Source organism: Arenicella sp. 4NH20-0111 (genome assembly GCF_040366405.1).
GTDB lineage: Bacteria > Pseudomonadota > Gammaproteobacteria > Arenicellales > Arenicellaceae > Arenicella.
The window spans coordinates 175,415-190,192 of record NZ_BAABWF010000006.1 but is presented as its reverse complement, the minus strand read 5'-3'; the positions used below and the strand labels follow the sequence as shown (position 1 = coordinate 190,192).

The 14,778-nt window shown below is 45.1% G+C and carries 13 protein-coding genes; 7 read left to right on the top strand and 6 right to left on the bottom strand.

The features are described from left to right. Positions 1-7: 7 nt before the first annotated feature. From rfbA to ABWW54_RS13685, 3 genes are all read right to left on the bottom strand, one after another. Entirely contained in the window at positions 8-898 is an 891-nt protein-coding gene (rfbA, locus tag ABWW54_RS13695; RefSeq protein ID WP_353412924.1) for a glucose-1-phosphate thymidylyltransferase RfbA, read from the bottom strand. Positions 899-985: 87 nt separating this feature from the next. Next, the gene (gene rfbB, locus ABWW54_RS13690) at positions 986-2,038 is read right to left on the bottom strand and encodes a dTDP-glucose 4,6-dehydratase (RefSeq protein WP_353412922.1); all 1,053 of its coding nucleotides are present in this window, start codon (positions 2,036-2,038) and stop codon (positions 986-988) included. Between the two features lie 21 nt (positions 2,039-2,059). After that, positions 2,060-2,767 carry a winged helix-turn-helix transcriptional regulator gene (locus ABWW54_RS13685; RefSeq protein ID WP_353412921.1) on the bottom strand — a complete coding sequence of 236 codons (708 nt, stop codon included), beginning with the start codon at positions 2,765-2,767 and terminating at the stop codon, positions 2,060-2,062. Positions 2,768-3,015: 248 nt separating this feature from the next. Here ABWW54_RS13685 and ABWW54_RS13680 point away from each other — a divergent pair, with 248 nt between their 5' ends. From ABWW54_RS13680 to ABWW54_RS13670, 3 genes are read left to right on the top strand one after another with little or no spacing between them, the layout of a single operon-like run. Continuing rightward, complete coding sequence (locus ABWW54_RS13680; protein ID WP_353413028.1) at positions 3,016-4,029, top strand: GNAT family N-acetyltransferase; 1,014 nt, start codon at positions 3,016-3,018, stop codon at positions 4,027-4,029. Between the two features lie 19 nt (positions 4,030-4,048). Beyond that, entirely contained in the window at positions 4,049-6,463 is a 2,415-nt protein-coding gene (locus ABWW54_RS13675; protein WP_353412920.1) for a glycosyltransferase, read from the top strand. 10 nt (positions 6,464-6,473) lie between these two features. Beyond that, on the top strand, positions 6,474-7,088 hold the full coding sequence (locus ABWW54_RS13670; protein WP_353412918.1) for a histidine phosphatase family protein: 615 nt from the start codon (positions 6,474-6,476) through the stop codon (positions 7,086-7,088). Between the two features lie 48 nt (positions 7,089-7,136). Here the strand turns inward: ABWW54_RS13670 and ABWW54_RS13665 are convergent, their stop codons facing one another. Both ABWW54_RS13665 and ABWW54_RS13660 read right to left on the bottom strand, forming a co-directional pair. After that, on the bottom strand, positions 7,137-7,874 hold the full coding sequence (locus ABWW54_RS13665) for a 1-acyl-sn-glycerol-3-phosphate acyltransferase (RefSeq protein WP_353412917.1): 738 nt from the start codon (positions 7,872-7,874) through the stop codon (positions 7,137-7,139). Positions 7,875-8,170: 296 nt separating this feature from the next. Beyond that, positions 8,171-8,563 (bottom strand): rhodanese-like domain-containing protein, encoded by a 393-nt coding sequence (locus ABWW54_RS13660; protein ID WP_353412915.1) that lies wholly within the window; start codon positions 8,561-8,563, stop codon positions 8,171-8,173. A 104-nt stretch (positions 8,564-8,667) separates the two neighbouring features. On the opposite strand from ABWW54_RS13660, the gene ABWW54_RS13655 reads away from it, so the two are divergent. From ABWW54_RS13655 to ABWW54_RS13640, 4 genes are all read left to right on the top strand, one after another. Beyond that, complete coding sequence (locus ABWW54_RS13655) at positions 8,668-9,606, top strand: helix-turn-helix domain-containing protein (protein WP_353412914.1); 939 nt, start codon at positions 8,668-8,670, stop codon at positions 9,604-9,606. Between the two features lie 68 nt (positions 9,607-9,674). Continuing rightward, positions 9,675-11,795, top strand: a complete 2,121-nt coding sequence (locus ABWW54_RS13650; RefSeq protein ID WP_353412913.1) for a molybdopterin-dependent oxidoreductase — start codon at positions 9,675-9,677, stop codon at positions 11,793-11,795. A gap of 137 nt (positions 11,796-11,932) precedes the next feature. After that, positions 11,933-13,150, top strand: a complete 1,218-nt coding sequence (locus ABWW54_RS13645) for a YjgN family protein (RefSeq protein ID WP_353412912.1) — start codon at positions 11,933-11,935, stop codon at positions 13,148-13,150. Continuing rightward, positions 13,119-14,324, top strand: a complete 1,206-nt coding sequence (locus ABWW54_RS13640) for a M48 family metallopeptidase (protein ID WP_353412911.1) — start codon at positions 13,119-13,121, stop codon at positions 14,322-14,324. Before ABWW54_RS13645 ends, ABWW54_RS13640 begins: the two co-directional genes overlap by 32 nt. Positions 14,325-14,374: 50 nt before the next feature. On the opposite strand, the gene ABWW54_RS13635 is transcribed toward ABWW54_RS13640, so the two are convergent. Continuing rightward, positions 14,375-14,740 carry a hypothetical protein gene (locus ABWW54_RS13635; RefSeq protein WP_353412910.1) on the bottom strand — a complete coding sequence of 122 codons (366 nt, stop codon included), beginning with the start codon at positions 14,738-14,740 and terminating at the stop codon, positions 14,375-14,377. Positions 14,741-14,778: the final 38 nt, after the last annotated feature.

Below are 14,778 nucleotides of genomic sequence, written 5' to 3'. Positions count from 1 at the left end.
GGTTTGATTAATCGATTTCTGGGAACTGATGTTTATTATCCAGAATCATTTGAAGATACTTACCATAGCCACTTTTCTTGTACTGACTTGCCGCCTTAGCTAATTCTTCGTCGCCAATGTATCCTTGACGGTAGGCAATCTCTTCTAAGCAGGCAACCTTCAATCCTTGGCGATTCTCAATCGTTTCGATAAACATGGATGCTTGTAACAACGACTCGTGAGTTCCCATGTCCAACCAAGCTAGACCGCGCCCAAATACCTGGACCGAGAGATCACCCCATTCCAAATACTGTTTATTAACGTCGGTGATTTCCAGCTCGCCTCGCGGTGAAGGTTTAATAGACTTAGCAACATCTACAACGCGATTATCGTAAAAATACAGTCCGGTAACGGCGTAATTAGACTTAGGCTGCTCGGGCTTTTCTTCTAAGCTAATAGCTTGCCATTTGTCGTTAAATTCAACAACACCGTAACGTTCTGGATCATGAACGGGGTAAGCAAATACAGTAGCCCCTTTCTTAGACTCACCCGCCGCCTTGAGACTCTTGCTTAGGTCAGCACCATGAAACACGTTATCGCCTAACACCAAAGCACAATCGTCGTTACCGATAAACTCTGATCCTATAATAAACGCTTGGGCAAGGCCGTCAGGAGACGGTTGCACGGCATAAGAAATGTTAATTCCCCATTGCGAGCCATCCTTCATTAATTGCTGAAAACGAGGAGTGTCTTGAGGTGTTGAGATGATCAAAATATCCTTTATCCCCGCCAGCATAAGCGAAGACAGAGGATAGTAAATCATGGGCTTGTCGTACACAGGCAATAACTGTTTTGATACGGCTTGAGTAACGGGGTGAAGCCTAGTGCCCGACCCGCCTGCAAGAATAATTCCACGCATTTTTCTTATCCTTTATCTATATAAGATAACTTGTTCAAAAACGAAACAACATTAAGTGAGTTATACACTGATGTGAGCAAAGGGTTATTAACCCCCTAAGCGGCCACCGTCGTACTCACCAGACACTTTCGCCACCCACTCAGCACTGCTTAAGTACCATTCAACGGTCTTACGAATACCAGTCTCAAAGGTCTCCTCCGGCGTCCATCCAAGCTCTTTTTCAATTTTAGCGGCGTCGATAGCATAGCGTCGATCGTGCCCAGGCCGATCAGCAACAAACGTTATTTGCTGCTCATACGGCACGCCATCTTCTCTCGGCTTTACGTCATCAAGAATGCCGCAAATCGTCTTAACCACATCAATATTGGTTTTTTCATTATGCCCACCCACGTTGTACACCTGACCGTTTTCACCGGTGGTTACAATCTGCCATAAAGCTTTGACATGATCATCAACGAAAAGCCAGTCACGAACATTATCGCCTTTTCCATAAATGGGTAGTGGCTCTCCTGAAATTGCTTTCTGAATCACCAAAGGAATCAATTTTTCCGGGAACTGAAAGGGCCCATAATTATTAGAACAGTTTGAGATAACAACCGGTAACTTGTAGGTTTTATTCCAAGCCCTTACAAGATGATCAGAACTCGCTTTACTCGCGGAGTACGGCGAGTTGGGTTTGTATCGTGTGGTTTCGGTAAACAAACCAGACTCACCTAAACTGCCGTAAACTTCATCGGTCGAGATATGATGGAATTTAAATGACTCTCTCTTTTCTCCATCCAATCCTTCATAGTATTCACGCGCAACCTCCAATAGGTTGTATGTTCCGATAATATTAGTCTGAATGAATTCTCCAGGCCCATCAATCGAACGATCAACATGCGACTCAGCCGCTAAATGCATGATTAGATCAGGTTGATACTGGTTAACTAAACGACGCATAGCGTCGACATCTACGATATCTTCTTGATGAAAATGATGCCTTTCATTGGCATCCGCCCCACCCAGTGAATGTAAACTTCCTGCGTAAGTTAATTTATCAATATTGATAACGGTTGCATCGGTTTCGTTAATTAAATACCGGACTAGGGCTGAGCCGATAAAACCAGCTCCGCCAGTGAGAAGTACTGTCTTTTTCATATTTACGTTTTCAAAATAAGTTTACGAGGCTTTTGTTCGCTTCTCGAGTAAAGATTTTTCTTGACCTTGCTCAAACAGCGGCTCAGGTTCACGAAACTTCATTTTTAACAACATCGGCGGCACCAAAATAGAAGAAGACGGCAGTACGGCCTCGACCTCTTCTAATAATATTGTTGTTTGTTCCATAGACGTGAACACCGCCACATCAAATTCATCTAGCGATGGCAAATTATCGACGGTTGAAACACCAAAAAACTCCTCACGAGAAGCGTTTGGTTGGTAGATACTTATTACTGACAGGTTAGCTTGTAACGCACGTAATAAAGCGATCTCCGTTAAATCAGACAAGCCGACAAAGACTAACCGCGGGTTTTGATGCTCAGCTAATTGTTGTAAGAGTAATGTATATTCATCGCCAGCTTGACGAAACAAGGCAAACGAGGTGCTAAAGAACGCCGCGGTCAACCTGGCTTTTTCTGCAAAACCGTTGGGAGTAAGGTAGTAAAAGTAACGATTAGCCGGCGCCGAAGACACCTTAATCCACCCCTTTTTCACACAACGCTTTAAATAAGAATTTGCCAAACCAAGTGCGACACCCATCTGTTGCGCTAAATGCCGCTGACTTATGTCATCACGGGACTCAATAGCTTGCAATAATTCCAAGGTCAATTGGCTTTCTTTGCTTTGAGCAGCAGCCTCTGCCTGGTGTTTTTTGGGAGTAGCGTTCATGGGGTGAACACTATAGTGAGTCAGTCTAGGAACGTCAAAGATTTTTTCAAGATTTCTGGCTCCTTATAGCAATTAATGAGTCAAATACGGATGACCGGGAAACCGCAGTTTATAAAACGCAATGATCGAATCATCGCCGCTCTGATAAGTCTGTCATGAAACCATAACAAAGGAGTAACAGAGTAGTAACAATACAACCCTACTCTCAGCAAAACATAAACTGAGTAATTCAAGAGAGGCTTTTGAATATGGGATATGCGCAAAAAACCTATGCATCAACAGAACTGCCATCCGCGCCTCTGGGTAGACTTCGTTACTTAGCTGCGCGTTTACATTACGCGCATCATTGTCACACCGCTCGAAAAACAGAAAAGCCGAAAATGATCGCCTTTCCTGAACATCCATCGGCATTACAAAAGGAACTGAATAAATCCAAGCTTCTGGGCACCACGAATAACGGCCAACAAATATTCCTGTTCGACTATCACATCAATTCCAGTGTAATACGGGAACTTGGCAGATTACGAGAACTTACCTTTAGGGCGGTTGGAGAAGGTACCCATAAGCCCAGAGACATAGACAGTTACGATAAAACTTATCGCCACATCGTGCTATGGAATGAACGTGCCCAAGAAATTGTGGGGGCATACCGCATTGGAGAAGCATTTCGACTGAAGGAGCACAAAACACCTGCCTCACTTTACACTCATGAATTATTCAAGTACGAAAACCAGTTTTCTGAAATTTACCCGTACGGAATCGAGCTTGGTAGAAGCTTCATTCAACCAAAATACTGGAGCAAACGCGGATTGGATCTATTATGGCAAGGGATTGGTGCTTACCTACGAATGCATCCTCATGTCCGCTATCTATTTGGTGGAGTCAGCCTGTCAAATGACTACCCAGAGCTTGCTAAACAACAAATCATCGGTCTATATCGATATTTCTTTAGACCCGAAAACGCCGCTGAGTATGCCTCATCACGCATGCCTTATCAGTGCAACAGAGCCGTTACGGAAGTCTATCGCGGGAAGACATTCGATCAAGCTCAAAGAGAACTGAGCTTAGAGCTCGCGAGTCAAGATCTTAGTATTCCCACCCTATTCAAACATTACGTTAGCCTATGTCATTCCGACGGAGTCAAATTCATGGATTTCAATATTGACCCTGAGTTCTCTTATTGTATCGACGGACTAATCCTAGTCGACCTAACAAAAATAAAAGACTCAAAGAAACGTCGCTACCTAACCCCTAATGCATAGCCAATAGGCTAATATCAAAATGGCCAAAGCAGATCTACACGTTCACTCCAAGTATTCAGACCACCCCAGCACATGGGGCCACAAGGTCTACCAATCGCCGGAAAGTTTCACTGAGGTTGAGACGGTGTATCGGCAAGCAAAACGCCGAGGCATGGATTTTGTCACGTTGACCGATCATGATGATATTCGAGGCTCACTTGAGCTGACTCAGTCGTACCCAAACGACACGTTCATGTCCTGCGAGGTTACCACCTTCTTCCCAGAAGATAATTGTAAGGTTCACGTGCTTGTTTACGGGCTAGATGAAGAGCAATACCTAGAAATCATGGACATCCGCATGAACATCTACCGGCTAAGAGATTACATATTAGAGCAAAATCTAGCCTATTCTGTCGCTCATGCAACCTACGATCAAGATGGTAAATTAGGCTTTGAGCATATTGAAAAACTGGTCATATTATTCGACGTATTCGAAATAATTAATGGCGGATCTGATTCTCAGAACAACCTTCTACTGCATCGTTACTTGCAAAACCTAAGTCAATCTTCATTCAACGAATTACAATCAAAACACGGTTTAGAACCAATGAGTAGTGACCCTTGGATTAAGGGTTTTACTGGTGGATCTGACGACCACTGTGGGATACTGATTGGCAGTGCCTATACTCAAAGTGTGAGTGACAGTCCGGATACGTTTCTAGAATCCATTCGAAATAAGAAAAGCCTAGGTAACGGAATGCATGGAAGCTTTGAAACGTACGCTACTGGGGTAATTAAGCACATTCATGACTATCGACTTGCTAGAGACAAACGTTACTCGAGCACAAAAATGAGTGATTTCCTTGACCTTTTTTACTCAGGCAAAGAGGGAAACTTAATGAAGCGATTTAAAAAAAGTCAGTCCCTGAGATACCTTAAAAAGAAAAACAACAAGACTCACAATGCACTGCATCGTCTACTCAAACAGATTAGCCAAGACGCAGATCATGACATGGCACGTAAGATTCCTAATGCTTACGTTCACATCAACGAATTGCATGATGAGATGTTTTCATCGGTTGTCACTGCATTGACCAAACACCTACCCGGCGGTGATATTTTCAAGGGCTTCCAAAGACTCGCTACACTGTTCCCCATGACGCTATTGGCGGCGCCCTTCATCGGCTCGATGCGCCATCAAGTCCTAAAATCAAACATTAAACGTCGTTTACTAGAGGGTACTAAGCAGCACTACACTGAAAAAGCGCTTTGGTTTACCGACACCATCGACGACTTAAATGGCGTTTCCGTCTCTCTACGGCAGATCGCAACTCATGGAGCAAATCGCGGCTATTTACTCAAACTTGTGACTTGCGTAGACCAAGCAAGCCTAAAGACAGCATTACCAAAAAACACACTCAATTTACCTCCCATCAAAGAAGTGCAAGTGCCTGGATACGAACAACAGACAGTTGGATTTCCTTCGCTATTGTCGATGATGAGAAAAATAAGCCTAGAACAACCAGACCAAATCATCATTTCAACTCCAGGGCCGCTAGGGTTGGGTGCGCTGCTGTGTGCGAAATTAATGGATCTCCCAGTCAAAATGGTTTACCACACTGACTTTGCTGAGCAAATCATTCGAATGACCAATGAACCCATGCTCGCGAAGCTCTCAGATGGGCTGGTAAATGCTTTCTATAAGCAAGCAGATCAAGTATTTGTACCCAGTAATAGCTACATCAAAAAACTATCTAAAGCTGGCATTGATGATCGAAAATTAGCGATCTTTCCACGCGGTCTCGATCTCGACCTATATCATCCTAAATCCGCCACTTGTTCCGTGGCTCGTCGCAAGCAATTACACGGCGAGTTTACATTGATGTTTGCGGGTCGAATCTCAGCAGATAAAAACCTAACCTTACTTACTAACGTAGCAAGGCTTGCCGAACGAACTCACAAAGGGAGGTTTAACTGGATCATTGCCGGTGACGGCCCTGACCTAACTTCTTTCAAAGAATCAATGGGCACTGTCAGTAATGTTCATTTTACAGGGCGTATAGACGCAAAAGAGTTAGTCGAATGCTATCGATCTGCGGACCTATTTGTATTTCCAAGCCATACAGACACATTTGGAATGGTGGTTTTGGAGGCTCAGGCTTGCGGCCTACCCTGCCTGGTGACAACAAGCGGAGGCCCAAAGGAGATCATTATTGCCAATGAAACAGGCAGCATCGTGGACGATGACAGCGCGGAAAATTGGCTCAATCATATAATTGAGTACCATAAGATGAAGCAACACCTACCCGATCAGTACTCCACCATGCAGTCGGCCTGCTTTGATCACGTTAAGCAACAAAACAACTGGCAACCAATATTTGATTCGGTACTAGGCTCTCAATGCCTACTGCCCCATCAACATTCCTCTGACCCTACCACTCTACAAGCAGCATAGTTAAAAATTTATGAAAGCATTTACGCGAAGCAACAACCAATATTATTTGATGCGACACGGGGAGAGCCTGGCTAACCGTCGAGGCCTCATCGTTAGTGCACCAGATAATGCTCTCAATGATTATGGGCTTACCAGCAAAGGGGCCGATCAAGTCATGGCCTCAGCTCTAAACACCAGACTCAGTGCCAACATCACCATCATCACCTCTGACTACAAACGCGCAAGAGAGTCGGCAGAAATTATGAGCAGTGTATTGAGTTGTTCAAATGACGTTCTTATTGATACTCGAATGCGAGAAAGAGATTTCGGAGCTTATGAGTTATCCGACCATTCAAACTACGAGACGGTATGGCAAAACGACGTAACAAACCCGGATGAGAGCATCAACGGAGTCGAAACCGTTGAAAATGTGCTAAAACGAGGTTTAGCAACGATTGAATCACTCGAGAAAACCCACAGAAACCAAACCATACTGCTCGTCGGTCATGGTGACGTATTGCAGATACTGTTATCACACCATCAAAACATAAACCCAAGATTTCATCGAAGCCTATCCAGTATCGGCAACGCTGATATCCGCAGCTTATCCAAGCTTGAACTTGCCTCGCGCAAACCTGCGGCCTAACTCAAACAGCGAACAACCGGCATGACTGGGGTGGGTTAGTGATAAAAACTATCTCGCCCCTTTTGAAAGAAGCTTATCTTTTTCACTCCAACGCCTGTTTAACCAATCTTCAACATTGTCTATTTCAGAAAACACGTACTGTTTTAAGGTGATGGTTATTTTTCGAGGATCCCCATGCAAGCATCGCAAAATATTAACGTTGCTTTGATGATAATCGATTGTGATATCCACGAGAGGTGTATCCGCGCTGACGAAGTTTTGAATCATTTTGAGCCCTCCAGATCGTGGCCTCACTAAATGATCGTAGCCGACGTTCTGCTTTTGCTTTTTCGCTTCAGTAAATCGAGTGCCTTCAGGAAAGATCAATAGCGCACCAGATTCGTCTCCATGCTCCTTAGAAGCCTTTTGAATGATCGAAAAATCATTCTCTCTCGTCGCGCCTCCTTTGTTTCGATAAAGCCTAGGGAAATTTAGAGCCAGACATATCCATCCGATAATAGGTATCCAAATAATTTCACGCTTTACCAAAAATTTCACTATCGGACCATCTCGAGTCACGATATCTTGGACCAATGGAATATCAAACCATGATTGATGATTGCAGATAACGACCGGTGAGCGACTAAACTCCACATCTCCTTGAATATCCAGCTCAATACCGACAACTTTTTGCATCCAGAAGCTATTCAGGTTTACGGCATTTCGATAAATTCGATCTACTGCCCATGTGCAAAACTGGGAAACCATTGCCAACGGGAACAAAGCGCCAATGATGGCAATAGGCAATAGAATAATAAACCCAACAAGCAGATTTACGGTGACCCATACAGCCGATACGATACTGATGACTATGTTCAGAACCCACTCCCCCTTTAATTTGCAGCTTGTCTACTGCTTATAATCTAACCGCTGAGACACTCGGTGTTGATGGTGATCATAGCAAACCCTATGAACAACCTAACTTACCACACCCTCCTAGGCTGAGAAGTATATTACAGTAGACGATGGATTTGCATCGGAGATAGCCTTTTGAGTTGAATGCCGATTCTCGCCAACCAGCTCGATATCAAACCAAAAGACGGTCACGTCGCCAGTTCGAACCCTTCATCAATCCACCCAGTTACTCCACCAATCATTTTTTTAACTGGCCGCCCCAATTTGGCCAGTTTAATGGCCGCCTTGTCTGCGCCATTGCAATGTGGGCCAGCGCAGTAAACCACGAAGAGTGTGTCTTCACTGAATGAAGCCAACGAGGCTTTATTCATACGGCTATGCGGAAGGTTAATCGAAGACGGAAGGTGACCAGATGCAAACAATTCTTCCCCCCTAACGTCCATTAACACAAAGTCTTTTCTATCATTAGTGATCGCATGATGCGTGTCCCAACAATCTGTCTCGAATTCCAATAACTTACTAAAATATTCCAGTGCTTCTTTACTTGCCGCCGCTGGCGGTCTTGCTACAGCTGATACCATGATTTACTCCGGTGATGATGAATTGGTTAGTACGAGTACCAGTTTGTTGCATTTACCTAGATTCGACAATTGGCTTAAAGGACAGTTTACGATAATATCCAGCCATGAATGTAAAAGTCGCCATCTTGGCTCACCCAGATATCGCTTTGTTTGAATTAGGCTGCGCTACCGAACTTTTTGGATTGCACCGACCGGAGTTTAGTGACGGCTATTCGGCCGAGGTGGTATGTTTTGAATCAGGCCCCTTTAAAACAATCGCTGGCGTTCAGATAACGGCTAGACAAATCACAACTTTAGAAGAGTTTGATATGTTAGTAATTCCATCTTGGCCTGTTCAAAAATCGCAAATCCCCGCCACATTAGCAAAGGCGATTAAAGAGTCTGAGCAAATGAAAAAACGCATACTTTCATTCTGCTCTGGTTCATTTTTACTCGGTTATTTAGGATTATTGAACAACCGAATGGCCACCACGCACTGGCGATACGAGAGTGTGTTCAGGTCAATCTTCCCTTCCACTCATTACGCACCCAATGTGTTGTATACCCTAGACCAACACCTCGGCTGTTCTGCAGGGAGCTCCGCAGCCATCGACCTAGGTCTAGCTGTAATAAGAGAAGATTATGGCAGTGCTAGAGCCAACAGCATCGCCCGCAGACTGGTGCTCTCTGGGCATCGTAAAGGCGGACAATCACAATTCGTCGAGACGCCAGTGGAAGTGAGACCAAACCGCGTGTCTGATGCGATTGAGTGGGCGCTGGCAAAACTTGATGGAGAAATCAGCATTGATTCTATGGCTGACCAAGCAACGATGTCGCGACGTAACTTTGACCGCACGTTTCGCAAACAGCTTGGCGTCAGCCCTCAAGAATGGCTCATTTCACAACGAATAGTCTTAGCCCGGCGATTAATAGAAGAGTCCGGAGCAAACATAGAAGAAGTGGCGAGTAGAACAGGGTTTTCCAGCGCTGGTAACTTACGCCACCATTTTCGAAAACACTTAGGCGTATCTCCACGTCAATACCGCGATAATTTTTGCCACTGACAAGTAAAATTTCATAAGGTAACCTGAACGCTGATTACGAAGCGCCCAATTTTACGACTGGAGAAACTATGTCAGATTCAATTCAAACTCATTTCCGCGCCTGCCATCTGTGTGAGGCAATTTGTGGGTTGGAAATAAAAACCCAAGGGGATGACATTATCTCCATTAAAGGAGATAAAAATGACCCCGTTAGTCACGGATTTATCTGTCCAAAGGCAACGGCTATCGCTGACATCCACAACGACCCAGACCGTTTGCGAATGCCGCACAAGAGAGAAGGAGACAAGTGGCTCGAAATAACTTGGGACGAAGCCATAGAAATCGCGGCCCAAAACATAGCCAGCATTCAACAGGAACACGGTAACGACGCCGTGGGATTTTTTGGAGGAAATCCAGGCGTTCATAACTACGGAAACTTAACCCACGGTCCCGCATTCCGACGTGTCGTAAGAACGAAGAACCATTTTTCTGCAACCTCACTCGATCAGCTCCCGCACCAACTGACCTCATGGGCAATGTATGGGCATCAGTTCGCGCTCCCCATTCCGGATGTAGATCAGACACAAATGATGGTCATCATGGGAGGCAATCCCCTGGCATCTAATGGCAGTATTATGACCATGCCAAACGCCCCCAAAAGGTTAAAGGCAATTAAAGATCGAGGTGGAAAACTGGTGGTTATTGATCCGCGGCGCACAGAAACCGCGAATATTGCCAGCCAACACTTATTCATTAAACCTGGGGCTGACGCTTATGTGTTGATGGCGATGATCAATACGCTGTTCACGAACGAGCTAGTAAAGGAGACTCACCTAAGCGATTACACAAAAGGGCTGGATACAGTTCGTGCTGCGGTATCCGGGTTTACTCTTGAGCGTGCCGAGGCGGAATCCGGAATTTCGGTCAAGCAAATACAAAATTTGACGGAAGAACTGGCGAACACCGATAAGGCCGTACTGTATGGAAGAATGGGGGTATCGGTACAGGAGTTTGGTGCTTTATGTCAGTGGGCGATACAAGTCATTAACATTCTTATCGGCGCAACAGATTCTGTTGGCGGAGCCATGCTCACCTCTCCGGCTTTCGCTTACGTAACAAATGGCGCTCCGGGTGCGGGCCATTTCGACCGATTTAAATCTAGGGTCAGCGGCCTACCAGAGTTTTCCGGAGAATTACCCGCAGTCACGCTGGCTGAGGAAATTTTAACTCCGGGAGATGGTCAGATTAAGGCAATGGTCACCATCGCGGGAAACCCTGTTATTTCCAGCGCAAATTCAAGTGACATGGAAAGAGCGTTTGAAAGTTTGGACTTTTACGTCGCTTTTGACTTTTACATTAATGCGACCACCAGGCACGCGAACCTAATTCTACCGCCCACCAGCCCACTAGAGCATGACCATTTTGATATTGCGTTCTTACGCTTTGCGGTGCACAACAGCGTTCGACTAAATCCAGCGATTTTTGAACCCCAAAAGGGCCATCTACATGATTGGGAAGCGTTTAATCTAGTTGGCAAACGACTCGCTGAGCTAAAGAACATCGACTTTAAACCCCTCCCCGCCCCCGCAGATCTTGTTGACCATGGGATTCAAAATGACGTTTATGGTCCAGCCCAAAACCCAACTATGTCGCTCACCATGGCTAAAGTTAAAGCGGCCCCACATGGGATCGACCTCGGGCCATTGAAACCCAGCTTAACCACGAGAATTGCAACAAAAGATGGGTTGATTGATTGCGCTCCTGGGTTTCTTATTAACGACCTTAACCGTCTCGCTGATCGCAACGTCGTCACGGGTAAAAATGATCTACTATTGATAGGCCGACGACACATCAGAAGCAACAACTCATGGATGCACAACTATCACCGTCTGGTAAAAGGAAAACCGCGCTGGCAGCTCATGATGCACCCAGACGACTTGGCCTCGAGAGGGCTTGACGATCAATCCGAGGTCATCATTAAATCCAGAGTCGGGGAAGTCAAAACCATCGTCATCGCAACGGACGAGCTGATGCCTGGAGTAGTCAGTTTACCGCACGGATGGGGGCACAACAAAAAGGGAGTGAAACTAAATATCGCTGTTCAACAACAAGGGGTTAATTGCAATGAACTCACAGATGATAAGTTCATAGATCAGCTTTGTGGGAATGCCGCGCTTAATGGTGTTCCGGTAACCGTTGAAGCAGCCTAGTTAGACGAAAGCCTGTTGCGAAGGGATGCACAACAGGCGATCCATTTTCCACAGCCAGAAAATTCGAGTATCATTACCCACCACAGCTCTGCAATCGTAAGAAGCTGAAGAATAATAAATAAAATACAGGGGTTTAAATGGATTCGGAATCGTTCGATGCGTCGCAAGTTGAGTCTTCAAACGCATCAATAAAGCCACATATTGAACGCTTTAAATTCACTGGCAAGGGCGGTGAATATTTTGGGATTTGGATAGTCAATATTCTTCTCACCATCGTAACCTTAGGCATTTATTCAGCGTGGGCTAAAGTTCGAAACAAGCAATACTTCTATGGAAACACTTATTTAGATGGCGCATCGTTCGAATACAAAGCCACACCATGGCAAATTTTGCGCGGAAGACTCGTTGCCATCGTACTCTTCGCTGTATACCTATTTGCATCAAGCTTTCTGCCGACCATAGGGTTTATTTTAGCGATTCTATTATTTATTGCATCGCCATGGATAATTATGAAATCGCTCGCTTTCAATGCTCATTATAGCTATTACCGAAATATCCATTTTACTTTTCATCAAAACATTGTCGACTCGATAAAGACGTTTCTCATTGTTCCGATACTTGCCATTTTGCCCGCAATCTTAGTGTTATTTGGCACCATGTTCTTCCTTGAAAATAAGGGTTCGGATCAATCAGGCAATATTATGTTTTTCTTTGTAGGCTACGCCGCATTCCTAATTTTACTGTTCTTGGCGTACCCCTACATGGTCTACGTTGCCAACCGCTATGTGGTTGGTAATCACGCGTTCGGCAACCAAGATTTCAAGTTACGGCTATATTCTCCTACGCCCGTTTTTACCATCTACCTAAAAGCGCTCGGTCTCGGTGTGGCTTGTATGTTCCTCGCAGGCTTAATATCAGCGGCGGTACTGGGTACCGGGTTCGATTTTGAGGCAATTCAGTCAGGAAACGCGTCAACCACTGGAACTAAAGGGTTACTCTCGATCTTATTGGTCTATCTTGCTATCGGTTGCCTTTACGCGTTCATCATTGCGTTCGTAAAAGCTCGTACTTACAATTTGATCTACCAAAAGACAATGGTTGGAAACCACAAATTAAGAGCGAAATTGAAGGCCACTGATCTCACCATGTTGTACCTCACCAACACACTGGGCATCGCTCTCACCCTCGGATTATTCATACCATGGGCAAAGGTTCGTACCGCGCACTTTTTCGCGAATAATACGGCCCTTCAAGTATTTGGAGATCTCTCTAGCTTCGTTGCCACACAAGACGAATATCAAAGCGCGGTTGGCGAGCAAATCGGTGAAGTATTTGACCTTGACATTGCCTTATAGCAAGCAAAGCATGCTGACGATAGATGGGGTCATTTCTGATGGTAACTCGAGTAAGCTGAGTCCAGCCGAATTGCAGGTGGGTGTCGACAACACCCTGTTATTGCGGACACAAAACTCCACCTTCAATCTCACCATTGATTCTATTGAGCCAAGCTCCCGAATTGGCAATTCGGCAAGATACATATCAATAGAAGGCCACGGAAGGTTTGAGACCAGAGACAACGAGGGTGTAGATTCACTTCTCGGAATGTTAGGCAAAAACACCGAACAAGGTTTCCCGCACAAATTGGAGTCCAATCTTTGGCTGATAGTAATGGCGAGCATCGTTACGATAGCCTTTATTTGGGCCTTCTCGGTCTACGGTGTTCCCAAAGCAGCGGACACGATTGTGGATGCACTTCCTAAAAAAACGTCTGATTTCATAGAGCGAAAGTTACTCGAACATCTCGAATCAGAAATGTTTCAACCGAGCGAACTACCGGAGCAACGACAACAAGAAATCTTATCCATTTATAATGGCGTTCTAAAGAAGCTTGAGCTTGACGATGTCCAAACTCAGTTGAAAATAAGAAAAGGCAACGACGACATAGGCGCTAACGCTCTCGCATTTCCTTCAGGAACCATTGTTATAACAGACCAATTAACCAAAGTCGTGACTTCAGACAAGCAATTGTCGGGAATAATCGCTCACGAAATTGGCCACATTGCCGAACAACACAGCCTTCGACAAATGGTCCGAGGCTCAATTTTCTCACTGGCTATTGCTTTTATATTGGGCGACGTCTCTGGTGCTTCAACCGCCATATTGAGCGCGCCAGCCCTTCTCATGGAACTTCAATACTCCCGCGAATTCGAAAGCGATGCAGACGGATACGCGCTAAGGTATTTTGAATGCGATATTGAAGGGCTTGATCAAATGGCCGCTTTTTTTGGCTCATTTGACACTCGAAATACTGAAAACCTGGAGTCATTACCGGTCAAAACTGAAGCCCACGAGCAAAAACCTGAGCAATCGAAAAGCACGCCCGGCACCCAATCCAATTCAGGCACTGGCTCTGAGAAAACACCAAAGAATAAAAACCACTCGAACCTGTCGCGATTCCTAAGCACACATCCCTTGTCTGAAAACAGAAAGCAGTTCTTTGAGACTCACATCAATCGTCACTGCCTCTAGATTTGCCCTAAATGCCGCGCAGTGTGTCTTGAACCACACTTCGCGGTGGCCTATTTCGGTTCGACCCGTTGATACAAGCCGTTAAACAACGTTTTTTCAACACGGCCATTACTTAACAATTGCCAACGCTGATTAACCGTGCCATCTTCGTTAAGAGACCAAGTAATTTGATTAACGACAGGCATCCCGTTGCCGTCAACCGATTGATGAGTTTTCAACACCATTTGGGATCCAATCAAGTTCCCAGACAATTGCAAATTTTTTCCTTGATTATCAAGCCAAAGTTGCTGCCACTGCCCAGACTCTGAATTAAAGAAGTTGTAGCTAGTACCAGTAAAATTAGACGTCGCACTTACCCACGTCTCTTGAATCGCACAACCGCCTTGGACCTTCTGAATATGGTTTGTGCCCGCCAACTTTCCGTTTTCAGTTACCTTCCAGCGTCATAGCCAAA